This is a genomic window from Candidatus Zixiibacteriota bacterium (genome assembly GCA_040753495.1).
Lineage (GTDB): Bacteria > Zixibacteria > MSB-5A5 > GN15 > PGXB01 > DYGG01.
Genome location: JBFMEF010000116.1, coordinates 1 through 25336, shown reverse-complemented (window position 1 = coordinate 25336; position 25336 = coordinate 1). Strand labels below are relative to the sequence as shown.

At 51.0% G+C, this 25336-nt stretch carries 26 protein-coding genes and 1 tRNA gene; 16 read left to right on the top strand and 11 right to left on the bottom strand.

Going from position 1 to position 25336, the window contains the following annotated elements; translation table 11 throughout:
- Window positions 1-13: 13 nt before the first annotated feature.
- Window positions 14-229, bottom strand: coding sequence for a hypothetical protein (locus tag AB1690_07665; protein ID MEW6015184.1), 216 nt, complete (start codon window positions 227-229; stop codon window positions 14-16).
- 305 nt (window positions 230-534) lie between these two features.
- Between AB1690_07665 and AB1690_07660 the strand changes: the two genes are divergently transcribed.
- Complete coding sequence (locus AB1690_07660) at window positions 535-2625, top strand: dockerin type I domain-containing protein (GenBank protein ID MEW6015183.1); 2091 nt, start codon at window positions 535-537, stop codon at window positions 2623-2625.
- A 41-nt stretch (window positions 2626-2666) separates the two neighbouring features.
- On the opposite strand, the gene AB1690_07655 is transcribed toward AB1690_07660, so the two are convergent.
- A complete protein-coding gene (locus AB1690_07655) occupies window positions 2667-3452 on the bottom strand; it encodes a hypothetical protein (protein ID MEW6015182.1) in 786 nt (261 codons plus the stop codon).
- 176 nt (window positions 3453-3628) lie between these two features.
- Here AB1690_07655 and AB1690_07650 point away from each other — a divergent pair, with 176 nt between their 5' ends.
- From AB1690_07650 to AB1690_07640, 3 genes are read left to right on the top strand one after another with little or no spacing between them, the layout of a single operon-like run.
- Window positions 3629-4120: a DUF134 domain-containing protein gene (locus AB1690_07650; protein MEW6015181.1), complete on the top strand. Its 492-nt coding sequence runs from the start codon at window positions 3629-3631 to the stop codon at window positions 4118-4120.
- Complete coding sequence (locus tag AB1690_07645; protein ID MEW6015180.1) at window positions 4108-4326, top strand: ferredoxin; 219 nt, start codon at window positions 4108-4110, stop codon at window positions 4324-4326. The genes AB1690_07650 and AB1690_07645 overlap by 13 nt, the downstream gene beginning before the upstream one ends.
- Entirely contained in the window at window positions 4304-4684 is a 381-nt protein-coding gene (locus AB1690_07640) for a NifB/NifX family molybdenum-iron cluster-binding protein (GenBank protein MEW6015179.1), read from the top strand. The genes AB1690_07645 and AB1690_07640 overlap by 23 nt, the downstream gene beginning before the upstream one ends.
- A 58-nt stretch (window positions 4685-4742) precedes the next feature.
- Here AB1690_07640 and AB1690_07635 read toward each other — a convergent pair whose 3' ends face one another.
- From AB1690_07635 to AB1690_07595, 9 genes are all read right to left on the bottom strand, one after another.
- On the bottom strand, window positions 4743-5144 hold the full coding sequence (locus AB1690_07635) for a response regulator (GenBank protein MEW6015178.1): 402 nt from the start codon (window positions 5142-5144) through the stop codon (window positions 4743-4745).
- 35 nt (window positions 5145-5179) lie between these two features.
- Complete coding sequence (locus tag AB1690_07630) at window positions 5180-5704, bottom strand: response regulator (GenBank protein MEW6015177.1); 525 nt, start codon at window positions 5702-5704, stop codon at window positions 5180-5182.
- Window positions 5701-7200: a PAS domain-containing protein gene (locus AB1690_07625; GenBank protein ID MEW6015176.1), complete on the bottom strand. Its 1500-nt coding sequence runs from the start codon at window positions 7198-7200 to the stop codon at window positions 5701-5703. Before AB1690_07625 ends, AB1690_07630 begins: the two co-directional genes overlap by 4 nt.
- A 1-nt stretch (window position 7201) precedes the next feature.
- Window positions 7202-9073, bottom strand: a complete 1872-nt coding sequence (nrfD, locus tag AB1690_07620; protein MEW6015175.1) for an NrfD/PsrC family molybdoenzyme membrane anchor subunit — start codon at window positions 9071-9073, stop codon at window positions 7202-7204.
- Window positions 9070-9861, bottom strand: a complete 792-nt coding sequence (locus tag AB1690_07615) for a 4Fe-4S dicluster domain-containing protein (GenBank protein MEW6015174.1) — start codon at window positions 9859-9861, stop codon at window positions 9070-9072. Before AB1690_07615 ends, nrfD begins: the two co-directional genes overlap by 4 nt.
- A complete protein-coding gene (locus AB1690_07610; protein MEW6015173.1) occupies window positions 9858-10562 on the bottom strand; it encodes a hypothetical protein in 705 nt (234 codons plus the stop codon). Before AB1690_07610 ends, AB1690_07615 begins: the two co-directional genes overlap by 4 nt.
- Before the next feature lie 18 nt (window positions 10563-10580).
- Window positions 10581-12005, bottom strand: a complete 1425-nt coding sequence (locus AB1690_07605) for a (Fe-S)-binding protein (GenBank protein MEW6015172.1) — start codon at window positions 12003-12005, stop codon at window positions 10581-10583.
- Between the two features lie 40 nt (window positions 12006-12045).
- A complete protein-coding gene (locus AB1690_07600; protein ID MEW6015171.1) occupies window positions 12046-12834 on the bottom strand; it encodes a hypothetical protein in 789 nt (262 codons plus the stop codon).
- 172 nt (window positions 12835-13006) lie between these two features.
- Window positions 13007-14371: a sigma 54-interacting transcriptional regulator gene (locus AB1690_07595; GenBank protein MEW6015170.1), complete on the bottom strand. Its 1365-nt coding sequence runs from the start codon at window positions 14369-14371 to the stop codon at window positions 13007-13009.
- Window positions 14372-14861: 490 nt separating this feature from the next.
- Between AB1690_07595 and AB1690_07590 the strand changes: the two genes are divergently transcribed.
- From AB1690_07590 to AB1690_07535, 12 genes are all read left to right on the top strand, one after another.
- Window positions 14862-14934: transfer RNA gene (locus tag AB1690_07590), tRNA-Asn, on the top strand.
- Window positions 14935-15050: 116 nt separating this feature from the next.
- Window positions 15051-15308 carry a GIY-YIG nuclease family protein gene (locus tag AB1690_07585; protein MEW6015169.1) on the top strand — a complete coding sequence of 86 codons (258 nt, stop codon included), beginning with the start codon at window positions 15051-15053 and terminating at the stop codon, window positions 15306-15308.
- 124 nt (window positions 15309-15432) lie between these two features.
- Entirely contained in the window at window positions 15433-15774 is a 342-nt protein-coding gene (locus AB1690_07580) for a DUF5674 family protein (protein MEW6015168.1), read from the top strand.
- Window positions 15771-16103 carry a hypothetical protein gene (locus tag AB1690_07575; GenBank protein ID MEW6015167.1) on the top strand — a complete coding sequence of 111 codons (333 nt, stop codon included), beginning with the start codon at window positions 15771-15773 and terminating at the stop codon, window positions 16101-16103. The genes AB1690_07580 and AB1690_07575 overlap by 4 nt, the downstream gene beginning before the upstream one ends.
- A gap of 20 nt (window positions 16104-16123) precedes the next feature.
- On the top strand, window positions 16124-17089 hold the full coding sequence (dmeF, locus tag AB1690_07570; protein ID MEW6015166.1) for a CDF family Co(II)/Ni(II) efflux transporter DmeF: 966 nt from the start codon (window positions 16124-16126) through the stop codon (window positions 17087-17089).
- Between the two features lie 135 nt (window positions 17090-17224).
- Window positions 17225-19081 carry a hypothetical protein gene (locus AB1690_07565; GenBank protein MEW6015165.1) on the top strand — a complete coding sequence of 619 codons (1857 nt, stop codon included), beginning with the start codon at window positions 17225-17227 and terminating at the stop codon, window positions 19079-19081.
- Window positions 19078-21048 carry a hypothetical protein gene (locus AB1690_07560; protein ID MEW6015164.1) on the top strand — a complete coding sequence of 657 codons (1971 nt, stop codon included), beginning with the start codon at window positions 19078-19080 and terminating at the stop codon, window positions 21046-21048. The genes AB1690_07565 and AB1690_07560 overlap by 4 nt, the downstream gene beginning before the upstream one ends.
- Before the next feature lie 185 nt (window positions 21049-21233).
- On the top strand, window positions 21234-21872 hold the full coding sequence (locus AB1690_07555; protein ID MEW6015163.1) for a TetR/AcrR family transcriptional regulator: 639 nt from the start codon (window positions 21234-21236) through the stop codon (window positions 21870-21872).
- A 10-nt stretch (window positions 21873-21882) separates the two neighbouring features.
- Window positions 21883-23187, top strand: a complete 1305-nt coding sequence (locus tag AB1690_07550; GenBank protein MEW6015162.1) for a TolC family protein — start codon at window positions 21883-21885, stop codon at window positions 23185-23187.
- Window positions 23180-24070 (top strand): efflux RND transporter periplasmic adaptor subunit, encoded by an 891-nt coding sequence (locus tag AB1690_07545; GenBank protein ID MEW6015161.1) that lies wholly within the window; start codon window positions 23180-23182, stop codon window positions 24068-24070. Before AB1690_07550 ends, AB1690_07545 begins: the two co-directional genes overlap by 8 nt.
- Window positions 24067-24975 carry an ABC transporter ATP-binding protein gene (locus AB1690_07540; GenBank protein MEW6015160.1) on the top strand — a complete coding sequence of 303 codons (909 nt, stop codon included), beginning with the start codon at window positions 24067-24069 and terminating at the stop codon, window positions 24973-24975. Before AB1690_07545 ends, AB1690_07540 begins: the two co-directional genes overlap by 4 nt.
- Before the next feature lie 3 nt (window positions 24976-24978).
- Window positions 24979-25336: ABC transporter ATP-binding protein (locus AB1690_07535; protein ID MEW6015159.1), on the top strand; the 358-nt coding region annotated here is incomplete at its 3' end.

The window sequence follows — 25336 nt, the reverse complement described above, 5'->3', positions numbered from 1 at the left end:
CTTGCGGTTTCGACTATAACATTATTGCATCAGCAATAATGTTATAAATTCTGTCAAGCGGCTTGGGGTTTTGACAACCTCTATTTTCCAGCGCCGTCAGGTGTCCCACCTGACGGAATAAAGATTCCAGTTTCTGGATTCCCCCGCCACGGCGGGCAGGCGTCTTCACGGTCTTGACGGCAGTGAGAACTCTTCTCAATCCGAAGATACCGCTTATACATACCAGCATCTTTTCGTATCAGAAGCCAGTCCATCTCTATCAGGGTCCCTCGCAGAGAGCCCCGTCCCATCCGCTTACTCCGAAACGTAATACTAAAGTAGTGACAGACCCTGACTCTAACGCATATCTATGCGGGAACTGCCTCACTCATCACCGTTCCCTCCGTTCGCTCTCAAACACAGAAGACCGCCCAATTCTCCTTGACAGATAATCCCTTCCCCCATATTTTATTATAGAGTATTTCCTCGATGATATAGCTTCTCAGCCGTACTTCGCCGCCATACCATAAGTTCCAGAGCACGGGAGGAATCGCAATGTCGGCATCCATTATACGATTTTTGGGTTGTCTCTTTCTGTGCGGCATCTTTTTGACGCCAGGCGGATCGGCGCAGGTCGAAATCACCGAATCGGGAGCGCTCTGGACTGATGTTATTGGCGTCGAAATCCGGGGCGCCTATGCCTTTTGCTCCTTGCGCTATGGCTTTGTGGTGCTCGATATTTCCAGCAGGAGCACGCCGGTCGTAGTCGCTCAAATTCCCCTGCCGGAACAGGTAGGCGAAATCGCTCTCGAGGGAAATTTCGCCTATGTCTTAAACGGCGACTTTGGCATGAGCGTAATCGATATTACCGTTCCAACATCACCTGCTGTTACCGGCCATTACGATACGCCCACCTTTGGCGCTATAGCCGCAACCGGAAATTATCTTCTGTTAACTGACGGAGGCTTTGACCTGCAGATCATAAATGTCGCAGACCCCAAAGCCCCCTTTCTTGAAGGCAGCTTTCGATTATCTATGCCAGGATATGATATTTGTATTGATGACACTCTCGCTTACGTCGGCGAATCTCAGTACTTTGAGGTGCTCGACCTCAGCAACCCCCGGTCTCCAAGGAGAGCGGGAGGAATGCAGACAAACGTGGAGGGAATCAATGTCAGTGGCGACCGGTTCCTGGCATGCCTCATGACCGCCACGACAGAAAACTCGGTCCTTTTCATAAGTATCGATGACAACGGCTCCCCCTCTTTGATAAATTCATACAGCCCGACCGAACACCCTGTCGATGTTAAAATCAAAGACTCAACCGCCTATGTAATTTTAGAAAATCCATATAACGACCTTGACAGCGGGCTGGTCATCCTTGACCTCTCCGCTCCGCCGGCTGTCACCATTACAAGCTCCTTCAAGACATTTTCTAACTGCTCCGCCATCAGCCTTCAAGATTCCCTTGCGATAGTCTGTGAAGGCATGACAGGTATAGAATTTATCGATATTTCAAATAACAACGAACCGTCCCTGCTGGGCGCTCATATGGCTATGGAGAACTGGAGTCATACCGTTGTCGGCGACCGCGCTTATCTGGCAGGTATAGGATTCGGAATTGCCGATATCAGTAATCCCGGCTCTCCCCGGATTATCGGAAGAACTCGCTTGCCCGACTTTTACGGCCGCTCGGCGGTGGTCAAAGACCAGATCGGATACCTCTCCGGGCATCGCCTGTCCGGAACCAGCAATTCCCTTTTATATATTCTGGATATTTCTGATGAAACCGCTCCGACCCTCAGAGACAGTGTCATCCTGCCGGCCAGTCATGGATATGACTTGGAACTGGTTGGCGAATATCTCTTTGTTTCTCCCCTGGCGGTTTATGATATCAGCGACCCGTTTCACCCCATCCCGGCCGCAACTTACCCGGCAGGATTTTCCACCTATATTGAATTGGCAGACAATCTCTGCATATTAAACCTGCCGAACGATTCCATAGGGGTGGTCGATATCAGCGCTCCCACTTTCCCTGTTTTGCGCGGTTCATTCTTCGCTCCTTTTGTTTCCGATGCGGCTATCTCTGCTGACCGGGCATATCTTGCCCGGGGGGACTGGCTGGCGGCCACCGGCGCCCTCTCAATTGTCAGCATCGACGACCCGGAGCATCCCCGCTTATCCGGAAATCTGGATTTCCCCTGGCGGATGCTTCTGAGCATCAGCCTTTATCAGAACTGGGCCGCTTGCGGTGTTTACTCTTACATTTTGGGCAATCCCGATGGCCTCTACTTTGTGGACTTATCCAATCCTGACTCTCCCGAGTCGGTCGCGGTCTATGAGATGCCCGGAATCATCTGGGATGTGACACTCGCTCCAACGACCATATCTGTCTCTTCGCGGTTCGGTTTTCATATTCTGAACTGGAAAACAGGATGTTGTAATCGTGCCGGTGATTTCAACAATGATGACGTCGTCAATATCCTGGATATCACTTCAATCCTGGGATACCTGTTTAAAGGAGGAGCGCCTGCGGACTGCTTTCAGGAGGCCGATGCCGACAGTAACGGTAGAATCAATATTCTTGACGTGACCAGATTGGTCTGTTTTCTCTACAAGTCATGCCCCGCCCCGGTCTGTCCGTGACAGTCATCTGCGCCAACTGCCAACTATATCAGTAAGAGGCATCAATTCCGGTCACCCGGATAGTAATTGACATAAAATCCGGCTGAGGCCGCGCGAAAATATGGCACGGGCACCCTCTCCCCTTTAATATAAAGCGCCAACGTCATCTTCGGCTCCAGCGGAAAGATAATATCAAACTGCCCGAAAACTCCATGCTTCGAGCCGCCGCCGGTTATCAGAAACGACGGCGCCCCCTCCGGACCATCCGGATTACTGTAAACAGTCTCTGTCTCATACGACTTCAGATACCAGGCTATTCGACCGTAAAAGTTATCGACCAGCCTTGGCGAGTCCTCTTCATAATATTTTCCGCCAACCGCTACTGAAAAACGGGGGGTAAGCGGATAAATCGCTTCCAGTCCGGCAAGAAACCGCTGCTTCCCTGGATTCCGGTCCGGGAAATACCCCCCTGCCAGAGCCAGCAAAACCGGACTCCCCACTGGACCATCCGGGTTCGTCTTCCCCCGGTCTATAAGCGGATTAGCCGCATAGTAAGAAAACTTAAAGCAATAAGAGTGAACCACCGAGTCTTCAATCAGGGCGCAATAATTCCCTCCGACCGTCAGCTGCCCGATTACCGGAATCCTGAAACCGACACCGAGATACTGCCGGTCAACATAAGCGGTCCCCTTCAGCGCCGTGACTGAACTATATTGCCCGGTAATATGAAGACTGGGACGCCCCAAAAGTCCATCAGGATGATATCTCAGCTCTTCCGCGCTGGTTCCGCTTTCCAGCAGCATCAAAATAGCCCACAGAGCCAAACAACCGGTGATAGCTGACCGCATCCTTTGCTTCCTTGCTTGTGACAGTATAGTTAATACGGAGCGAGCTAATCAAGCCTGCGCCAATAATATAATAAATCTTCCTGCCGGCAGAACCGCCCATTTCCCGTCTGGCGCAAAAAAAGTCCTTGACAAATTATGAGCATATGCTCATAATACCTGAGAAAGGAGTGTTTATAATGCCCCGTCCGCAATGCGCCCGGCGAGTTCACGGCGCCCCCAAAGTCTGCTATTTTAAACCCCGCGGAGTTCCCCTGACCGCCCTTGATGAGGTCGTCCTGACGGTTGATGAGTTGGAAGCGGTGCGACTGGCTGACCGCGACGGTTTATACCAGGAAGATGCTGCGGCGAAAATGAACATCTCGCGCGCCACCTTTGGCCGCGTCCTGGATTCGGCTCATAAGAAAATCGCCGCGGCGCTGGTGGAAGGCAAAGCGCTCCGAATCGAAGGAGGTACTGTAGAAATGGCGGTAGAAAGAAAGTTCAAATGCGCCGCCTGCGGACATCAGTGGCAGGTGGCATATGGTGGCGGACGTCCCGCCGCCTGTCCCCAATGTCAAAGCGCCAATTTCCATCGAGCCGAATCAGACCGCGGCCATGCCCGTGGCGGTGGAGGCGGTCGCGGCGGCGGAAGACACGGTCAGGGAGGTGGCGGGCGATGGGAAAGATGACCGGGAACGGAGAGCCCGGCTTGGGACCGGGCGGGTTCTGTGTCTGTCCCAGGTGCGGATTCCGCAAGGGACATTATCCCAATCTTCCCTGTATCGAAGAAAAATGCTCCAAATGCGGCGCCAAACTCGTTCGCGAAGGCGGCGAACATCATCTGAAAATTACCGAAAAGAGGTTGAAAAAAAATGAAGATAGCCGTAGCCACTGACGACCGCAGGAATATCGCCTCTCATTTTGGACGAGCCGGCGGCTTTATCATATTCACTGCTCACAACGGTCAGATTCTGACAGAGGAATTTCGCCCCAATCTGTTCACCGGCCATGCCCTGGGATTGGAAGAACATGGCTCCAACCATCACAGTCACGCCCCGATTCTTGCCGCTTTGCGCGACTGCGCCGCGGTTATTTCGCACGGGATGGGGCGAAGAATCTACAACGACCTGGCAGAGGCCGGTATCGAGGCAGTCATCACCGAAATCACCGACTGCGAGCAGGCGGCCGCTCTTTATCTGAAAGGAGAACTGGTCAACCATCCCGAACTGGGGTGTGACCACCGGCATAAATAAATTTCCCTCCTTATAATCAGAAGAGGTTCGTTACCCCAGAGCGGCTGGGTGCTTCGATTCACCGAGCCGCTTTGGATTTCTTTCGGGCACCGAGCGCTTCCTCTATCAGGGCAATCAGCTCCTCCGGCACAATCGGTTTCTCGACAAAAGCGTACGGCTTCGGCATGGTGGCATGGTCCCGCCCGAACAACTCTTTATACCGTGTTACCCCGCTCAATATGATTACCGGGATATCTTTGAATTCGGAATCCTTGACCAGTCTCCGGTAAAATTTCTGACCGGTCTCCTTCGGCATAATGATATCCAGCGTTATCAAATCGGGACGGAAAACCTTTAGAGCCTCCCATCCTTTTTCGCCGTCCGATGCCGCCATCGTTTCATACCCATGCTCCTTCAGAAGCGTCATCAGAAACGTCTGAATATCCGCCTCATCGTCGATTATCAGAACTTTCTTTGCCATACTCTACATCCTTTCATAACTGCGCATAATGTCATTCACTCATCCTCGTTCCCCGAGAGGAGCTCTTTCAATCTCCTCAAAGTTTCCGGGTCAGCCCGGTCCACCAGATTCTTGAGTTTGTTCTGTAACTCCACTGTTTCCGCCGCTTCCTTCTCCGCTCCGGAAATCTCCATCCCCAGTATTCTCTTGATAGCCGCTATATAGTTATCCGGCTTGACCGGTTTCTCCAGATAAATTCCCGGACCGGACATGGTCAGCTCTTTCAGGTCGGCTTTGCCGATTTCATCCCGCGCATGACCGGTAACAATGATAATCGGGATTTTCGCCCATTCTTTGTTCCGAACCAGTTCCCGATGAAACATAACCCCCGATTTCCCCGGCATCACCAAATCAAGCGAAATAATATCCGGCTTGTTTCTTTTCACTTTTTCCAACGCCTCATTTCCATCGCAGGCGATTTCGACATTGAAACCGGCTTCCCGCAGGGCGACCGAAAGAAAGGCGCGAACATCGGCTTCATCGTCAACAAGAAGCACTGTCTTATCCAGTTTATTATTCATGAACTCTCCTTTACTGGAGTATTTTCATTCTCTGCCTGAGCGGCGTTCGACCCATCCAGAAGTTGCTGCAGTCGCTTGCGCGGCAGTTCAATGCGAAAACGGGCTCCTTTGCCCCTTCGCGATTTCACATCAATAATCCCCCCATGCTCCTGAACGATTTTCCGCGTCGTCAAAAGCCCCAGGCCGGTTCCCCCACCCCCTTTCGTAGTGAAAAAGGTGGTGAATATCTTCCGCTTGATTTCACAGTCCATTCCCATACCATTGTCGTCCACTTCAAAAACAAGTCTCCCTTTCTCATCAAAGGTTCTTATACTGACCATCCGGTCGGTACGCTCGCTTAACTGGCAGGCGTCAATCGCATTTGAAACCAGATTGGTCAGGCAGGTATGAATCCCTTTCGGGTCAAGCGGTGCCGGCTTGACATCCCGGTCAAGTTCCCCTTTCAACTCAATACCGGCTTTGGCGGCGACTTCTTTATAGAGGTCAACTATTTCCGCCACCAGCGCCCGGGGGTCGCTCATCCGGACTTCGGGACGCTGTCCTTTGGCGAAATTGAGAAAATCCTTGACCAGCGACGTCGTCTTGTCAAAATTCCGCTCCAGCATTTCCCACCCCTGTGAAATCATTTCCGGCTGGTTCTTTTTGAGCCCGACACTGACAATATACTTGCCCCCTTCCAACCCCATCAGGATATTCTTGATACTGTGCGCCAGTCCCGCGACTGTCTGGCCTACCGCCGCCAGACGTTCCGCCTCCAGCATCTCTTTTTCCAGCATCTTCATTTCAGTCACATCGGTCGAGATTTCAATGACATGCTGAATCTCCTCTTCGTCGCGAGTCAACGGTGACGTGGTTACGACATAATGCGCCGTCCGCCCCTTTCTGGTGACTCCGACCTGTTCGGCGGAATGGGTGCCGTGGTCGGCAAAACTCTTCGCCGCCGGACACCGGGGGCATCGGCTGGAGCGCCGCTTATATATCTTGTAGCAGTATTCCCCTATCGGATTGCCGAAAGTCTCCTTAAAAAGATTATTGGCTCGGATGATTTTGTAGTCCCGGTCGATAATTGTTATGTAACAGGGGACGCGCTCGAAAAATATATCATACTCCCGTTCCCGGTCTTTACTTTCGGTAATATCGTGCGACATCCCCAGTATAAAGGAAACCTCCCCTTCTTCCCGACATATCGGCGCAATATGGCAGAGATAATGCGCCCGATGACCCCTGCGGTCCAGTCCCACTTCATCCATTACCCGCTCCCGACCATCATCAAAAGATTTCATCGCCCGACAATTGACGCATGGCTCGCGGCGCCCTTTATATGCCTCATAGCAGTATTTCCCGCGCCATTCGCCAAAGGCGCCTTCAAAACGACCGTTGGCGCGAATTATCCGATACTGCCGGTCGATTATTGTCACATTGAACGGTATTATCTCCAGCAGACGGCTGTCGAGGGACTTCTTAAGTTCCTCCGTAATCAATTCTTCCGGGGTCATATCAATCATCCGCTTTCAGCAAACTTTCCGCCCCCGGCATCATCACCCGGTTGAAATACGGTTTGTTTCCGAAAACCGGCGCCTCGGGACTCATATATTCAGGCGGCACCGTTTCATGACACCGGGCACATCGCGCCAAATCTTCTTTTCCCTCTAACGTCAGGGCTTTCTCTTTATGGCAATCGACACAGAGGCGATGCATGGCATCGACATAGGATGGGGCAATATTCCGCTCGTATTTGATTCTGGCTCCCTCGGGAAGCAGGTCCCGGTGACAACGGTCGCACTTCTTTGCCGATACCGCCATTCTCTCCTGTCCTTCCTCATGGCACTGTACGCAGGCAATATTGCCGCCCTGGGGAGAACTATGCCACTGGTGTCCGAAAGCATCCGATTCCTGATACATCAACTTATGACAGCGATAACAACCGCTCTGTTTATCCATCGGAATATTCATATGATGACAAAGCGCGCAGGACTGTTTCTGCCCGTTCTGCGAAATATGCATTTCATGTTTGAATGCGACTCCATAAAGGTCGCGGTTGCCGTCGATATACAACGTGTCCCCTCCTCGCGCCGCCATGGTAGGCACCGACACCGCCCCTTTGCTATTAATATCATTCCCCGGAATAATCGCCACCGCCACGGCAAAACTGAAAAGAAACGCCAGGGAGTATTTAGTTCTTCCCGCAACCGATGGTGCCCCCAGCCAGACCTGCGACGCTCGGTCAAAATGGGGGCGGCTGGTCGGTTCCGCTTCCGGATGACGAGGCGACGTTTCCCAGACATGGAATTTCTCCACCGCGAAAAGAAAGAGAAGCACCGCGGCGGAAAGCACCCCGGCGCTGATTGATATCTCCATCCAGGATGGAAAATAGCTGTCGCCGGTTATCCCCATCATGGTCAAGCCGCCTACATTTATTCGATTGAAGACCATACCGAAGACTACCATAATCGAACCTGCCCAGAGCCACTTTTGACTCTGCCGAAACTGAGGGATAGAGAAGATTACTATCGGCCCCAGAACCCCCATCAATATCTCCACAATAAAAAGAGTACTCTCCCAACTGCCGTTGAAAATCAGATTTGACTCTCCCGCGATAACAATATCCGACAGTTTCACCAAAAGGTAAACGGAAAGCACCCAAACCGAGGCCCCGGCAAGCTTGGAGAGAAGTTCTGTCTCGGCATGCCGCCGATACAGGTGACTGGTCGCCAGGCTTTCCAGAGTAATCATCATAAGTCCCAGCGCCACCGCCGAAATGAAAAAAAGTATCGGAAGAATATCGGAATACCAGAGCGGATACGATTTGTACGGCATAATCAAAAAGAGCGAGCCCAGCGATGACTGATGCAATGTGGAGAGCATAATCCCCAGCATTACCAGGGGAAAGCGGAATCGGAGCAGAAAGGTTCGGATTTTAGCGTACCGACTGCTCGCTTCCAGCGGGACAGGACTGAATTCCAGCAAGAGCACCGTCGTATATAACATCACACACCAGCCGACTTCAAACAGTGGGGAATGAGGATTCCAGAATACTAACATATGCCAGATATTCCAGGGGAGTCCCAGGTCAAAAAGAAGGCTGATAATCACCGCTATATATCCGAGGAAGGCGGTAAGGACAGCCGGCTTGACTATGGGTCGAAACTCTTCTCGCTTCATTATATAGACAATGGCAGTGATGACAAATCCCCCTGCCGCAAGCGCCACACCAGCCATAACATCGAAACCGATCCAGAGTCCCCAGGGCGTAGCATCATTCAGATTGGTAGTGACGCCCAGGCCGTAAAGAAAACGGGTAATCCCGACCGCGGCGGCAAACCCGACTACTAACCAGAGGATTAACTTGGTGGTTTGCACTCTTTTCATATTTTCCCCTCCGGTTGTTCCGGATTCTCTTTCCGTTCCGTTCTTCGTTTGATAATCCAGTGCAGACCATACATAAATGCCCCCATCCCGACAAACGCCACCGGCACCGATTTCATCGCCGCCGCCGTTGTCTGCGGCAGAGGTCTGCTCCCCAGGTTAGATTTATACGCCAGGAAATCGAGGTCAATATCAGAGATATAGAGTACCGCGGTCCCTCCGACCTCATGTTCGCCAAAGACCTTGTCGATATATTTCCCCGGATTGCTCTTGATACGCTCATGCGCCTCCCGAATAAGCGCTTCCCGCTCCCCGAATATGGTCGCCTTTGTCGGACAGACTTCGGTGCAAGCCGGCTCTTTTCCTTCGCTAACCCTCTCAAAGCAGAGAATACATTTCCGCACATACGGCACCGGGCTCTCCCAATCGTAGCGGGGGATTCCATACGGGCAGGCCATCATGCAATAGCGACAGCCGAGGCATTTTTCGCTGTCATAAACGACCGCCCCCGGCGCTGTCTGATGCAGCGCTCCCACCGGGCAGGCCGAGGCGCAAGCCGGCTCAAGGCAGTGACGGCACTGCTTCCTTATATAGCGGAATCGCTGTCCCCCATTGCCGGCCTCCCGCGGAAGCGGCTTGGGCAATATCGAAGTCCAATTGTACGCCGAAAGACCGTCGTTTTTCTGCCACAGTCTCGGAATATCCATCGGCAGCCGATTGGCTGACTTGCAGGCAGAGACACATTCCAGACAGCCGATACATTTGGTAACATCGGTCAGTATCGCTTTCATACAGGAACTCCCTTTTTGTTCAAGGATATTGCAACCGGCTCATCAGTATCAGGTGGGAATCTCCACGCCAGCGTCGCCACCAACTGCGACAATGGCATAAGCACACAGTGCGCAATCTTGGTGAACGGAAGCAGCACAAATATCAACTCCGCCGAGAGTATATGAATCAGCATGTAAAAACGATATCCGGCTGGCGTCACTCCGGCATGGGCGCAGATATAACCGGTGATAAAGGGAACGATTAAAATTAACGGCCAGAGATAATCCTGTTTGCGGCTCAAAAATGACGCGGCTCTGACCGCGATTCTCCCGAAAAACAACGCCAGCCCGAAAATTATCGTGCTCAGGGTAAGATAATCCGCCCAACTCTTGGGTAGAGTTATCCAGCCAAGGCCGGTTCCGCTTTTCCATAACTCAACATGGGCGAAGAGAAATATCGGCACCAGTATTAAGCCTGTATGAAAGAGAATAGATAAAAGGCTGTAAACAGGACGACTCCCGAAGGCTTTCCTGACCGGGAACAACCATCCCAGAGTTTTCTTGATAGCCTGCTTCCAGGGAATGTTCTTATCCCCCGCTTTCCGGTACGCTTCGATCGCCCCCCAGATATCGAGTATAAAAATCCGCAGCAGCCCCAGCGCCATAATGGCGAAGGTCAGTCGAAACAATGGTCCTTGAGCCAATTCCAATAAGGTCTGCACTATCTCCTCGCTATTTCATCAGTTCTTATTCTCTAAAATTATCGCTTTATAAATCAGGTCGTGCAAGCCGACCACTTCGCAGTCAATCTTCTGGTCCTCGACCAGTTCCCGCAGCTGCTTTTTGCAGTTGGCGCAGGGCGCGACCAGATACTTGCACCCCGAACCTCTTATCTGTTCCGCTTTAACTTTGCCCGCGATAGTGGTGCGATAAGGTCGAATCTCATCTATGGAGACCGTACCGCCGCCGCCGCCGCAACAGATATTATTCTCCCCGTGCGGCTCCATCTCAACATAATTCTTGCAGAACGCCTTCAGTATTTCCCGCGGCTGGTCAATTATCCATCCCTGCCGGGCAATATTGCAGGGGTCATGATAGGCAACCTTCTCGGTAACAATGTTCGGGTCGAGCCGGAAACGCCCCTCTGTTAGAGCGCCGTAAGTATATTCCATTATATTTATGACCGGAAGCGCCTTCTCGCCACCGCAATAGGTCGGCACAAAATACTTGGCGGAACGGGAAGCATGCCCGCATTCGCCTATCAGGATATTTTTCCCTTTAAGCCTTTCCGCTTCGGCATGGACTTTCTTGACTATCCGCTCCAGCATCCGGTCGCTGTAAAAAAGACCGTAATTGATGCCGTCAAAATATCCGGTTCCGGTTGTCCAGGAATCGCCCGTCGCAGCAAAGACAGCCGCAATGCCCATTAACGTGTCCGCTTCCATCAGGTAATCGCTGACCGCCGGAAAGAAAACATAATCGCACCCCTCAACGTCGAGCGGGAATTCTATCTCCACCCCTTTGGTCTCCCGCATATCATCCTGAAGGAACTCGAGCGTATCCAGAAGAGCCGGCACCGGTATAGCGGAGGTATTGCCGGTCTTCCCTTCCAACTGCTCCCTCACGCTCACCACCAGCGCCCGCGGAGCAATCCCTATCTCACTCAAGATGTACCTTCCCAGATGGGTAATGAGACCATGGTCGATACCGGCCGGACATTCGATACTGCAGCGCCGACAGGCCGTGCAGTTCCAAAATGATTCGGCCATCTCTTCTATCATCTCATCAGTCAGACCGGAATCACCCAGAACTCTTCCTTTCAACATCCCTCCCATGGTGAAATGACGACGATAAACCCCCAGCAGCAGTTCCGAGCGGTAGCAGGGAATATCTTTCAAATCGCCCGATGCCAGATATACCTGGCACTGCACCGAGCAGCGGGAACACTTGGCGCTCATCCGGATAAAATGCTCCAGGGCAAAACGGTAATTGGAGTGCCTCAGAATGACGGCAAATGCTTCCAGGAACCGGCGCGGACGGTCGGCGACATCGTAATCTTCCACATGGTAACGAACCGGCAGCCTCTGCCTCTCCATTACCTCCGGTTTCTTGGTCGGTTTCAGCGCCCGGGTTCGTTCTTCTTCAGTTGCTCTGTTCTTGTTCATTCTATCTCCAGTTGACTCTATTTCTTTTATTATGGAAGTCCTATTGCAGCCTCTTTCGCGGAGAAATCGCGATATCTTTCTTCTTTCCCGATGCCTTCTCGTGTCCGCTGACCGGAAGACGTAAGAGTGGAATTCGTTTCTGCTTCTTTGATGGAAGCCCCAGTTCGGTACCGGGCTCAATCAACTCAATTCCATACTCATCACAGATCTGAACCGCCCTGGGATTGGCTGGATAGATATAAACCTGGGCATGAAAGTCGGCTGATGCAACCCGATGAAACAGGGTCAGTTCCTGCTCAAATCGATAAGTATGGCTCCCGCAACAGACCGCCACCCGCACCGGCTTATGACAGACCGGACAGCGAATCTCTGCAATCAAATCGATGGGAAACGGGGCTGAACTCGCCGCCTTACCGATATGATAACCGTGACTCCGAAACAGGTCTTTGGTCCAGCAGAGCAGATCTTTTAGAGGAATTTTGGATTTCTCCAGAGCGCATTCTTCGGAGTCTTCATCCGCGCGCAGTTTCCCCTTCAAGCATAGGAGAAGCGCTTCCTCAATCGGTTGAGTGATATTTCGATAGACTGTTATCCCCTGGGAGCGCAACAGGTCATGGTAGAAACTCTTGATGCCGTCACAGATTAGACTGTTAACCTCCAGTTTCCGCAACAGCCGCACCCGCTCAAACCCTTCACAACCGATGCATTCATAAAGCGCCCGACTGAGGATAATGCCGCCTCTGGCTTCGACTACCAGGAATTTCCCGGCGCTTTCAAAGCAAGGGGCGATTTCATCACCATATTTCGGAACGGCAACGGTCAATTTCATACATAAAATCTATATGAAAAATCGTGCCGAATTGATTAGGCTATGTTAATGCGCTATGACCCAAAAGGTTATGCTTCAAGCGAAAATAGAAATATTGCATTTGGTGCAACATTAGATATTGAATTCAGGCAAATAATGTTGCATCAATCAACATTTGTGCAACAATTCTGATTCAGGATTCGCGATATTTTTGGGGGTCGATATTATATCTTTTGAGTTTACGCCAGAGAGTTGTCCGCTCGATTCCCAGAGCCGCCGCCGTCTTTCCCTGATGTCCCTTGAACTGCCGCAACGCACTTTCAATCCGGCTCTGCTCATCAATCGCCTGCAATAGCGGTGTTCTATCAGATACCGCCACGGGGGGAATCGGCTGCTCAGCCCCGTTCAATTCGGTCGGAAGATGCTCCGGGTGTATTATGCTGCCGCGACAGATAACAAAGGCATACTCTATAATATTCTCCAATTCACGAATATTCCCCGGAAAATCATAGCGCATCAAAATATTCATAACCTCCGGGCTGACACTGACAATATTCTTGCCGCGGCGGGCATTGTTTCGCTTGATAAAATGGTCAACCAGATAAGGAATATCTTCTCGTCGGGACGTCAGCTGCGGCAGGTCAAATTTGACCACCGCCAGACGGAAATAGAGGTCATCGCGGAATTTCCCTTGCGCCACCAGCTCCCGCAGGTCTTTGTTGGTAGCGGCGACAATTCTGATATCGGCATTGACAGCTTTGGTGCTGCCGACCGGCTCATACTCCCGTTGCTGGAGAAGCCGGAGCAACTTTACCTGCGTGGACAGTGGCAGTTCCCCGATTTCATCAAAGAAAACGGTCCCTTCCTGCGCCATGGCCAGCTTGCCGGCTTTGTCTTTCTTGGCATCAGTGAAAGCCCCCTTAACATACCCAAACAGCTCCGATTCGAATAACTGCGGAGGAAGTGTCCCGCAGTTTATCACTACATAATTGCCCTTTTTTCGCGGGCTGAGATTATGAATCGCCCGGGCGAAAAGTTCCTTGCCGGAGCCGGAGGGCCCCTGTATCAAAACCGTGCTCTCACTCTCGGCGACATCGGGAAGTATCGAAAACAGTTTGTGAATTATCGGGCTCTTGGAAATGATATCTTCAAAGGAGTAGTTCTTCCAGAGTTCTTTTCGCAGATGCTCAATGGCGGAAAGGTCGCGGAAAGTCTCCACGGCGCCGAGTACTTTGCCGTCGTCATCCCGAAGAACCGCCGTCGAAATGCTTATCGGAATGGTATCGCCGCTACTGTTTATAATATTCACCGGCTGGTCGATCGATTCCACTCCGGTCCGAAGAGTCCTTTCCAGAAGACAGCCATGCTCGCATATATCGGAATGAAAAACCTCATAACATCGACGGCCAATTGCTTTTGAGGCTGCTATACCGGTAATCCGCTCCGCCGCCGGATTGAATGAGGTAATAATCCTTTCGCTATCGACAGTAAAGACACCGTCGGCAATAGAACTGAGGATCACTTTGAAAAAGCGAAGGTCGCTGCTCCCCGGCTCCATTTACAACCATTCCTTGCGGCGCACAAACATCAGCATACCGCAACAATATATCGCGGCAAAGGCGATTTTCATAGATGAAAATCGGCACAAAGCAGTCTCCCGATGTTCGCAGCGGCTCGTTTTGAAAGGGCATTAAATCGCCTTGACAATCGATGAAAATCGATTATAATTGACCCGCCGTTGGCGATTTTTTTTGCTCATTGACGATATTATAAAGCAAGACGGCGCCTCATAGTTTTCGTTGGTGCTTGTTCCGCCCGGACAAGACAACTGTGATAACGAGGCAAGCAAAGTCCTAGCCTTTGCGGAGTACGAACATTACTCCCCTGTAGCTCAGCTGGTAGAGTCCCGCCGCAAGCGGGATTAATCACCGGGCCGCAGGATGACAAGATAAATAGTGAGTTACTCCCCTGTAGCTCAGCTGGTAGAGTCCCGCCACCGGCGGGATTAATCACCGGGCCGCAGGGTGACAAGATAAATAGTGAGTTACTCCCCTGTAGCTCAGCTGGTAGAGCAGGTGACTGTTAATCACCGGGTCGCAGGTTCGAGTCCTGCCGGGGGAGCTTTTTATTCCAGATAGTAGCTCAGCTGGTAGAGTCCCGCCGCTGGCGGGATTAATCACCGGGTCGCCCGCCGTGGCGGGCCGGAGGAGCTTGATTTCAGACAGCCTTCACCTCTAATGCCCTTCTGGACATACATAATTCAGAGTGCATCGTCTGGTCGATACTACTGCGGTTCAACCAATGATTTAGACCGACGAATCAGCCAGCACAATAATCCCAACTATACCACCACGAAAACCACCAAGAGATTCAAAGGAGCTTGGAAACTGATTCTGGCGATTCCCTGCGCCGATCGAGCCGAAGCCATGTCCAAAGAACGCCAGATAAAGAAAAGAGGCATCGGCCGATTCCTGAAAAACTCAGTTCGGTCTTGACTTCATCAGCCGATGTTAATCACCGGGTCGCCCGCCGCCAACAAACGACTGTCTTGACATTCCCTCTGTTTTCAAGTAATCTGGCATCCAGCAGGATAAAAAGATTGGAATCGCCATTGGTGCCATGAGAATTGTCAGAAATTCGATCGACCTGAAAGACCTGAGAGAAATGTCTAGCGCCACTTTTGGGAGCCTGGTCAAAGCGGTTGTAGACGTTGAGCGTGACCTGTTGGCTCTTGACTCCGAGCTTCACTCTGACCTGGAGCATATCTTGATAGAGGACGGTTCCAGGCAGCCTGACCTCTGGGGAATTAATCTCTATCCTGAGCTGCCTGAGTCAGAATTCATAGAATTTGATTCTCTGATAAATATCCGACCCTGGCAGGGAAACCGGAGCCGTGATGTCGAAAATCCTGATATAAGGGAGAAAATCGTTCAAACTGTTGCCCGCAAGGTCAGGCGATGAAATTCCAGCACCAGGAATTGGCCGCCGGACGATGGCGGGAACTTGGTTTCGCCGAGCAGATGGGCCATATCGGGAGCGAAATTGAGCGGGCTATAAACTGGAAGAAAAAAGAGAATGCCGCCTATTCTCAGATGGCTTTCGAGCGCGCTCTGGAACTTCTTTATTTGACCATAGATGACCCCGGGAATCGTCGCCGCTTGCGTGAACTGGTCCGCCTCAAGGAGGTCCTCCTTGATAGTTTCATGGGCGAGAATCAATATCGCTCCACCGATGAACAGTGGCGCAAATATTTCCTCTTTTTCGCCTATGCCGCCCGTAAAAAATACTGAGACTTCTATTTAACACTTCTATGCACACTAAATCTATAGAGCCATTTCGCCACAGTCATACCTTCGGGCAGGAAATTCCCCGCGCCGGCGAAAAACGGACCATGGTCGTCATCATTATCACCGCCGTCACTATGGCGGTCGAAATCACCGCCGGTATTATCTATGGCTCTATGGCGCTTCTGGCCGATGGCCTTCATATGGGCTCCCATGCCTCCGCCCTGGCGATTACCGCTTTTGCTTATTTCTATACCCGACGGCACGCTGCCGATAAACGATTCAATTTCGGCACCGGTAAAGTCAATTCACTGGCCGCTTTTGCCAGCGCTATTCTCCTGATTGTCTTTGCCCTGATTATGGCGATAGAAAGTATCAAACGATTCTTCTCCCCGGTTCCAATCGAATTCAATCAGGCAATCCTGGTGGCAATAATAGGCTTGGCGGTCAATGGCTTCTCTCTTCTAATCCTGCGCGGGAGTGGTCATTCCGATAGTCACCACGGTTCGGAACATTCTCATTCAGAGCACCATCATCATGCCCACGAAAAACACCACCACTTTCTTAAGTCCGACCACAATCTCTGGTCGGCATATCTTCATATTCTCGCCGATACGCTAACTTCTCTTCTGGCAATCTTAGCTTTGCTGGCGGGAAAATATTTCGGTCAGCGATGGCTCGACCCCTTTATGGGGCTGGTCGGGGCCGCCCTGGTCACCCGCTGGTCGCTGGGATTGTTACGCACCTCGGGGCACGTCCTGCTCGATATGAAAGTGCCGGCGCAAGTAAATGAAATGATTCATGATGCCATCGAATCAGAATCTGACGCCCGGATTTCCGACCTGCATATCTGGGCCGTCGGCCCCGACATCTACGCCGCCGAAATCGTCATATTCGATTCAAATCCGAAAAACCCGCAGTATTATAGTTCTTTGCTCCCGCAAGACCTCGGCATTGTCCACTCGACCATTCAAGTCGAAAAATGCCGGTAAGAGCAGTTCCGAAAGAGCCCCCGCTTATCCCGATTTGAAATGAAATCATTGATTCTGCATTGAACTGCCTTCAATTAGAATTTGGAATCATCGCCCCTTTTGATTATAATGAAACATTAGGTTCAGGGAGTGGCTATGGCATCCAGGCTTGCTATCATAATTCTCTTTTTTCTGTCTTTCTGGTCTCCTGATTGTTCCGCTCAATCAAGTAATTTCTTATCGCTTGAAATCGGTTCCTTTCAGAAGCAGAGACATGAGTTCAAAATAAATCGGAAACGGGGAAACGAATACAAGCTGACCATAAACTCCTCGTATCGCACCAAACTTGCCGAAAAGGTGAGCAATAAAATATATATGACAACGGTACCGGAAGGCCCCTATGGCGCTATCAGCGGACTGAAGGCTGCCCACAATAGGAGACCGCTGAAGAAAGACCGCGAAATCATGGTGCTAGACGCCTCTCGGCAAGATGTTTTCCTCACGGATTCACGAATTTATACCCTATTATGGCCCGACGGCTTGACCGTTGGAGACACTCTTTCGGTCAGTTTCTCCAAAATCTTCGAGGACGTAAAAAATTTCCCGCCAATATTCATATTTAACGCCGATTCTATCGCGGGCGTCTCTCTTCATTTCAAATATCCCAAAGAAATCTCGGTCGATTTCGAAATCTCTTTTCCGCAGGGAGCAATTCCCTATCGCATCTCCGACACTGTTGGCGGAAGAGTCTTGGAGTTTTCATCGTTAAAACGAATTGAAGAAAAAGAATATTTTCCCTTCAACGACCTCCTGGCCGTTATTCTTTGCCGCGTCACATTGGGGAATGAAGTGCTTAATCTCCCTACTCCTGAATTATTATCCCGTTGGTATCAAAAGATGTTAGACTCACTGGTTCGGCCGGAGAGCACGCTTGCCGGGATTTCAATCGAAGGACTGGATACTGCAAATTCGAATGTCGATAAATTGCGGTTAATAAACGACTTTGTTCATAAGAAGATTCGTTATTACTCCGACCTGCGGAACGACCACGCTATCTTTCCCCACGCTCCGTCTCTTGTTATCGAAAATATGTATGGAGATTGTAAGGACCGCGCTTACCTGGCGAAGGTTCTTGCTGCTGGGGAGGGTATTAAGGTCGACCTGGCGCTCGTTTCCTCGAGATACCGGCCGGAGACAGAAATGATTTATTACGGGTTTTTTGATCATGTGGTCTGTTACTATGAGGATTCAACCAGCCGTCTCTTCTTTGACCCAACTGCGAAAAACATATCTTTCGGTTATCTTCCCGATTTCCTTTATGGTAAGAAGGCGCTCGTGCTCGATCATAACAACCCCAGATTTCTGGCAATAGAATTCCCCCCACTTCTGCCGTCGCTGGAACTGACCATCGACCTGACTGAGGGATTTCTTGACAGCAGCCAGGCTTCCGTAACATTTCGAAACAGCCTTGGCGTGTCTGCCATTTCATCTCTGGCGGAGTTGCAACCTTCGAATCGCGACCAATTTCTCTCGTCGCTGATATCTGAAAGAGTCGTAGGCATAGGCCTGAGTGAATTTCAGCTGGTTGACAGCGGAGGGCAGGTAGTCAAATTCCAAGCCAATGCGGACATGACCAATTATCGGGGAGCCACACCGGACAAAGTTATTCTTCCTCAAAACGGCATCATTATTGCCGACAATAAAATTCTGAGACGCGAAAACGACTCCTTTCCGCTCTACTTTGGTTCTCCCCAGTATACCGCAGTTACCCTCAAATTCGGCGCCGACGAATTTCTTCCGCCGACTGATTCTTTTATGATAGAGGTGGATAATTCCTGCTTCTATAGTTCGAGGGCAACTGAAGATTCCTCAGGAGTTCTTAGCATAGATTACCAGTATCGCCGATTCTCATCGGTCCTTGCAGGTGACCGCAAACAGGCTTTTATAGATTTCTGTCGGGGGTATTTCAACAATAAGGCAAATATTTATACTCTGATAAGGAGGCGACTGTGAGAAGATTACTGGGTGTTCTGATGGCGACTTCTGTCGCCATGCTTCTGGCTTGCACGGTTTCGCGAAAAGTCACAAACCTGGCGCTTCCGGATGAGAGCGCCGCGCCGATATCGACAAATGAATTAAATAAATATCTGGAAAAATACCCGGGCCAGGACCTGATATATATAATCCGTGAACTTTCATACGACCACAGCGGCGTAAAAGAAAACCTGGGACTGGCGTCAGAATGGAGCCTTCAATGTGTGATTCACTATAAATATATTATTCTCAATCCGGAATCGGAGGACATCACGCGGTTCACTATTGGATTCTTGCCCAAAGACCTCTATATCGTGTTAAAAAATCCTGACGGTACCGTCAGGCGGTTTGGAAACAATGACCTCCAGAAACGAAAGGGAAGTTTCGACGAAGATGAATACACCCTGATATTTCCTGCCGTGGTGAAAGGCACCACTGTCGAGCTCGGTTATCTCTTTTCCGTCCCGGGATATCTTTCCATTGACGTCAACAATGAATTCATGCTGCAGTTTCGCGCCCCTTGCGAGACTTTGAAATTCGTTTATGCCTTTCCTGACTGGTGGAATATTGAATTTAAGTCCGTCGGGGGAGATAGCCTGGCGCCGCTTTACAACCTGGAATTCGACCCGGAAAGTCACAAACAGATTATTAGATATAAGGGAATAGATGTTCCGGCTTTTCCCGACGAACCGTACTCTCCCTATTTTAGGGAAATCGGCAGGTATCTCAGCTTTCGCTTCACGGACATAGAAATGATGGGGCAAAAGGCAAAATTACCGAAAAACTGGGATGATATCGCGGAGAATATTCGCAAAACCCTGCTTGAAAAGTCCGATAAGTATAAGAAAGAAATCACCGCTCTGGTTGCCGACCTTACCAAAGATGCCGCTTCCGAAACCGCCCGACTCGATACTATCGTATCCTACATTCAGAAGAACATCAGACGCGGGCGAAGCGGAGCAGAGGGAAATTACCGCAAAATTCTGGCTGATAAGATGGGCAACGACTGGGAAATTATCGGATTGACTGAGAAAATGCTGAAAGTAAGCGGCATTGCCGCCGAGTATGTGCTGATACACACCGCCGAGCAGGGACCTTTTGACAGTGATTACTATTCCTACGACCAATTCAGTATACCGGCGGTTTATGCCACCGCTGATAGCCTCAATTATGTTATTTGCTCCAATCTCGACTTTCTTCCTCATAACGTAATTCCCGATTACCTTCAGGAACAGCCGGCATTGATAATTTCAAAGGAATCTGCACAGCGGATAAAAAATATGCCGGCCGGCGACCCGAAGCAAAACCTCCTTGTAGGCGAGACCGAGATTGTGCTTCGCGAGGATGGAACCGTAAGCGTGACCGAGAAAACTTCCGTTTCGGGCTATCCGGCAGCGCTCATTAGGATGATTCTTCAGGGACTGAAAGGGAGCGATCTTCGAAAAACGGTCTCCGATTACTTCATTTATTCTGACGGTGAAGTTGATATCGACACTTTCAACATCTCCAATCTGGAAATAATAAAGGAACCGCTTATTGTGGAGGCTCAATATACAATAGATAATCTTATCCGTATAGGAGACGATGAGGCTATCTTTCAGACCAGCGGACTCCTCTCCCCGCTCCGCGGTGAGGTGATGAGAATTAGGCCCGAACTGAGAGTCAATCCGGTCAAGGTCCCATTTTCAGAAAACTACAAACAGACGATTACAATTAAATATCCATCCGACTGGACCATTGCCTCGGAACTCAATGATATATCATTTGCGAATCAGTTTGGTGAAGTGAGCGGACATTTCTTGCTCGCCCCCGGGTTAATCTCTGTCAACCAATCGCTAACAATGAATAAGGTCTGGGAGCCACGCGAAAAGATAACCGACCTGATAGACCTGACCAAACGGACATCCCAACTCTGGATACCGACAATAGTCTTCTTGAAAGATTAGGTTCCGTCTCCTGAAGCGTTCTGTCCGGGCCGATTTTCGCCTCCCTGAAAAGTAACGGCCGGCCTACAATTACTGTTAATTAATTATCTAACAATTGATTACGTTTTTCTGGAACTTTTCCCTTGACTTTTCCGTTATAATAAATTAAATAACTGGATAGTTAAACTAAATAGTTGGATAATACGATGCAAAAAGAACAGACTCACGAAACCGAAAAAACCCTCGAAAAAGAGAGCGCCCAAAAAATATTCGAGGCGGCCCGCGATGAATTCGCCCGCTTCGGATTCGAGGGTTCTCGGGTCGACCGCATAGCAGCCAGCGCCGGAGTCAACAAGGCGATGATCTATTACCACTTCCGGAGTAAAGAGAATCTCTACCAGGAAGTGATTCGGGAACATCTGACTCATATCGGCGCCTATGTCGAGCAGGTGGTCATTGAAAGCGACTCCATCGAGGAAGCGTTGCGCAAGATTGCCACCTTCTATCAAAGAATCTTTGACCAGCGCCAGAAATTCATCCCGATATTCTTGCGCGAACTCGCTTCAGGAGGGGAGAGGCTTCGCTCCGCCTTCACTTCCGAAATAATGGAGCGGGGGCTCTCGCATCGCCTGCGCAACCTCATCGAAACCGGCAAAGAGCACGGCCGGTTCAGCGACCGCGACAGCACCCACGCCATTATCTCTTTCATCGGGATGAACATCTTCTACTATATGGCAGCGCCAATTCTCAATTCTGTTTGGGAGATAAAAAATGAACAGGAATTCCGCGAACAGCGGGCGAAGGAAGTGGTCGACCTTTTCCTCTACGGCCTTCTTGCCCGGTAGGATATTGAATATGAAATATTTCATAGCGCTATTACTTCTGATGACCGCCTCAACGGTCCAGGCGCAGGTCAAACTGACGCTGGAAGAGGCTATCAAACTGTCGCAGGAGCATTCTTTCAGCCTGAAATCGTCTCGTTACGATTCCGCCGCGGCCGCTTCCGATTACCAGGCGGCACGCGCCGGACGATTCCCGGTCCTCTCGCTGAATGCCGCCACATTTTATATCGATGAACTGCAGACTGTTTCACTGCTTCCGACGCGAGCCATAGAATTGGGCTCGCATGAGAATTACCAGACCGACGTCAAATTATCTCTGCCTCTTTATACCGGAGGTCGGCTCTCCAGCCAAATAAATATTCAGAAAGAAATTCTGAATTCGCGCGCCTATGGGCTGGAAGCCGAGCGGCTTCGTGTCGCTTACACCGCGCGGCAGGCTTATCTCGGTTTTGTCATAGCAGGGCATCTGGTCAAGACCGCCGACGCCTCGCTTCAGAGAATCAGCATCATCCAGAAGGACGTCGATAATCTGCATGCTGTCGGGATGGCCGATTCGGTCGATATCCTCGATGCCTCCCTCGCTTATCAAAAAGGGAAGCAGACCCTGATTGAGCGCGAGACCGCTTTCCGCAACAGTTCCACCCTGCTGGCGCAGGTCACCGGACTGGAGCGCCAAAGCGAAATCCTCTCCGATGAGATAATACCGCTTCCGGATGAACTCCCGACAAAAAGCCTGGAAAAAACAGAAATCGTTCGTCCGGAACTGAAACTTAGCGATAGCCGCGTAAAATCCTCGGAGCATCTGGTTGGCATCAGCCGGGCCGCTCTCTTTCCGACCGTCAGCGGATATCTGGGGTACTCCGCCGGAAAACCGAACCGTGATTTATTCAACGCCGAGTGGAACGATTATTTCCATGCCGGGGTGTCCCTCAACTGGGAGTTCAATCTGGGGGGAAAGACTATCCATACCACCCGCTCCGCCAGGCAGGCGATGTTCTCCTCGCAGATGGCTCGCGAGAGGGTCAAAGAGCAATTGACCTTGCAAGCCGACCTGGCGCGCAACAATCTCCAGCGCGCCTATCAAAATTTCAAAATATCCAAAACCGAGTTCGATATTGCCACCCGCAAATATCGACTCGGCCAGGAAAAACATAAAGCGGGCGAAATAAGCATCAATCGCCTTCTGGAACTGGAAGCGGAACTTACCGCCGCCGAGCAGTTATACCAGGTCTCAATCATAAATTACTATCTGGCTGAATCAGAATACCTTTACGCCACCGGCGACAGCCGCATTTTCGGAGGATTCACAAATGAGTAAGAACAGTCTCTCTATAATCATCATATTGCCGCTGGCTTTCCTGCTCTCTTCCTGCAGCAAGGATAACGATATCCCCGGCGGCTCCGGGCTTATCGAGGCGACCGAAATCACCTTCTCCGCCGAGACCGCCGGTCAGTTGAAAGCTCTTTACTTTGAGGAAGGGGACAGTATTGCCGCCGGCGATACCATCGGCATTGTCGATACCGTAACAGTCCGACTCCGGCTGCAGGAAGCCGAGGCTGTCAGAAAAACAGTGGCGACCCGTCTCCGCACCGCCTCCCTCGCAATTGAGCAGGCCGACCAGAATCTGGAGCTCGCCCGCAAGGAGTTTGAGCGTGTTTCCGCCCTTATCAAGAGCGGCTCCGCCAATCAGCAGCAATATGACAAAGCCGAAACCGCCTTCAATCTGGCCCAATTGGCGCGCCAGCAGGCCGCCGCCGCTTATGACGCCACCGCGGCAGAATTGACCCGCGCCGAGGCCTCTATCGACCTCCTGAAAAAGCAGCTCTCCGACTGCTTCCCGGTATCACCGCAATCCGGAATCGTGGTCAATAAGTATGTCGAAGCCGGCGAATTGGTCGCCCCCGGCAAACAACTGCTTCGTATCGCCAAACTCGATACCGTCTGGGTGAAAATCTATCTGCCGCCCTCGGAACTGACCCGTTTCACCCTGGGGAGCTCCGCCTTTGTTGACCCCGAAGATGGCCGCTCCGAACCGCTGCAAGGATATCTCTCCTGGATTTCATCCGAAGCGGAATTCACCCCCAAGAATGTCCAGACCAGGGAAGCCCGCGCCGACCTGGTCTATGCCGTTAAAATCATGATTCCCAATCCGAACGGCGCTCTCAAAATCGGGATGCCGGTAGCGGCGAAGATACGATGAACGTCGTCGTGGTCGAAAATCTGAGCAAGCGATACGGCTCAATCACCGCCGTCGATAATTTCAGCTTCAGCGCCAATGAGGGTGAAATACTGGCGCTGGTCGGCCCCGACGGCGCCGGCAAGACCTCTATCTTTCGCTCCGTCTGTGGCCTTCTCCATTACAATAGCGGCGCCATCTCCGTTTCCGGATATGACGTCTCTCGAGAATTCGATAAAGTCAAACCACACCTGGGATATATGCCGCAGAGCTTTTCGCTTTATCCCGACCTTTCCGTCGAGGAGAATCTCTTCTTCTACGCCGGCATGTTCGGAATAAAAAAGAGAGAGTTCGCCGAGAAGAAAAAGCAGCTCTATCAATTTTCGGGACTTGGTCCCTTTTATGACCGTCGCGCCGGCGCCCTTTCGGGCGGAATGAAACAGAAGCTGGCGCTCAGCTGCGCTCTGGTGCATGACCCCAAAGTCCTTATGCTCGATGAGCCGACTACCGGCGTTGACCCCCTTTCGCGACGTCAGTTCTGGGAGATACTGAAAGAACTTCGGAATAATGGCTCCACCATCATTGTTTCTACTCCCTATATGGATGAAGTCGCGCTTTCCGACCGCGCCATCTTTATCTTTGATGGGAAAAAACTTGCCGAAGGAACCCCCGCCGAACTGCCCCGTCTATTCTCCGGAAAAGCCTATCGCGCTGATGTCACTCCGACACATGAACTGATGGAAAAACTGGGCAAAATTGACGGGCTGAGTTCGCGGCGGTTCGGCTCCTCGGTGCATATTTATGTCGGGGAAAATGACTCTCTTGAAAATTACCTGAGACAGCTCGGGACGATTGGCATCGAACCAGGCGCCCTGCACGAAATCCCACCCGACCTTGAAGACACCTTCATTCAACTGATGGGGAGATAATTCATGGAATACGCCGTTACCATAGATAAACTGACCCGCAAATTCGGCGAGTTTAAAGCGGTGGATGAAATCTCTCTTTCGGTTGAGAAGGGGGAGATTTTCGGATTTCTTGGCGCCAATGGCGCCGGGAAAACGACCGCTATCCGGATGCTCTGCGGCTTACTTCTCCCCACCTCCGGCTCCGGCACCGTCAACGGTCACAATATCTTCACCGAAAGTGAGCAAATCAAACAGAGCATCGGTTATATGTCGCAGAAATTCTCCCTCTATCGCGACCTGACCGGACGGGAAAACCTTCAATTCTACGGTTCTGTCTATCAAATTCCATCCGGCGACCTTAAAAGCCGTATCGCCGAACTGG

Excerpts from the sequence above, each read along its gene's own strand:
- AB1690_07665 (MEW6015184.1), bottom strand. The coding sequence starts at position 229 with ATGCTGGTATGTATAAGCGGTATCTTCGGATTGAGAAGAGTTCTCACT.
- AB1690_07660 (MEW6015183.1), top strand. The coding sequence starts at position 535 with ATGTCGGCATCCATTATACGATTTTTGGGTTGTCTCTTTCTGTGCGGC.
- AB1690_07655 (MEW6015182.1), bottom strand. The coding sequence starts at position 3,452 with ATGCGGTCAGCTATCACCGGTTGTTTGGCTCTGTGGGCTATTTTGATG.
- AB1690_07650 (MEW6015181.1), top strand. The coding sequence starts at position 3,629 with ATGCCCCGTCCGCAATGCGCCCGGCGAGTTCACGGCGCCCCCAAAGTC.
- AB1690_07645 (MEW6015180.1), top strand. The coding sequence starts at position 4,108 with ATGGGAAAGATGACCGGGAACGGAGAGCCCGGCTTGGGACCGGGCGGG.
- AB1690_07640 (MEW6015179.1), top strand. The coding sequence starts at position 4,304 with ATGAAGATAGCCGTAGCCACTGACGACCGCAGGAATATCGCCTCTCAT.
- AB1690_07635 (MEW6015178.1), bottom strand. The coding sequence starts at position 5,144 with ATGGCAAAGAAAGTTCTGATAATCGACGATGAGGCGGATATTCAGACG.
- AB1690_07630 (MEW6015177.1), bottom strand. The coding sequence starts at position 5,704 with ATGAATAATAAACTGGATAAGACAGTGCTTCTTGTTGACGATGAAGCC.
- AB1690_07625 (MEW6015176.1), bottom strand. The coding sequence starts at position 7,200 with ATGACCCCGGAAGAATTGATTACGGAGGAACTTAAGAAGTCCCTCGAC.
- nrfD (MEW6015175.1), bottom strand. The coding sequence starts at position 9,073 with ATGAAAAGAGTGCAAACCACCAAGTTAATCCTCTGGTTAGTAGTCGGG.
- AB1690_07615 (MEW6015174.1), bottom strand. The coding sequence starts at position 9,861 with ATGAAAGCGATACTGACCGATGTTACCAAATGTATCGGCTGTCTGGAA.
- AB1690_07605 (MEW6015172.1), bottom strand. The coding sequence starts at position 12,005 with ATGAACAAGAACAGAGCAACTGAAGAAGAACGAACCCGGGCGCTGAAA.
- AB1690_07600 (MEW6015171.1), bottom strand. The coding sequence starts at position 12,834 with ATGAAATTGACCGTTGCCGTTCCGAAATATGGTGATGAAATCGCCCCT.
- AB1690_07595 (MEW6015170.1), bottom strand. The coding sequence starts at position 14,371 with ATGGAGCCGGGGAGCAGCGACCTTCGCTTTTTCAAAGTGATCCTCAGT.
- AB1690_07585 (MEW6015169.1), top strand. The coding sequence starts at position 15,051 with ATGCCCTTCTGGACATACATAATTCAGAGTGCATCGTCTGGTCGATAC.
- AB1690_07580 (MEW6015168.1), top strand. The coding sequence starts at position 15,433 with ATGAGAATTGTCAGAAATTCGATCGACCTGAAAGACCTGAGAGAAATG.
- AB1690_07575 (MEW6015167.1), top strand. The coding sequence starts at position 15,771 with ATGAAATTCCAGCACCAGGAATTGGCCGCCGGACGATGGCGGGAACTT.
- dmeF (MEW6015166.1), top strand. The coding sequence starts at position 16,124 with ATGCACACTAAATCTATAGAGCCATTTCGCCACAGTCATACCTTCGGG.
- AB1690_07565 (MEW6015165.1), top strand. The coding sequence starts at position 17,225 with ATGGCATCCAGGCTTGCTATCATAATTCTCTTTTTTCTGTCTTTCTGG.
- AB1690_07555 (MEW6015163.1), top strand. The coding sequence starts at position 21,234 with ATGCAAAAAGAACAGACTCACGAAACCGAAAAAACCCTCGAAAAAGAG.
- AB1690_07550 (MEW6015162.1), top strand. The coding sequence starts at position 21,883 with ATGAAATATTTCATAGCGCTATTACTTCTGATGACCGCCTCAACGGTC.
- AB1690_07545 (MEW6015161.1), top strand. The coding sequence starts at position 23,180 with ATGAGTAAGAACAGTCTCTCTATAATCATCATATTGCCGCTGGCTTTC.
- AB1690_07540 (MEW6015160.1), top strand. The coding sequence starts at position 24,067 with ATGAACGTCGTCGTGGTCGAAAATCTGAGCAAGCGATACGGCTCAATC.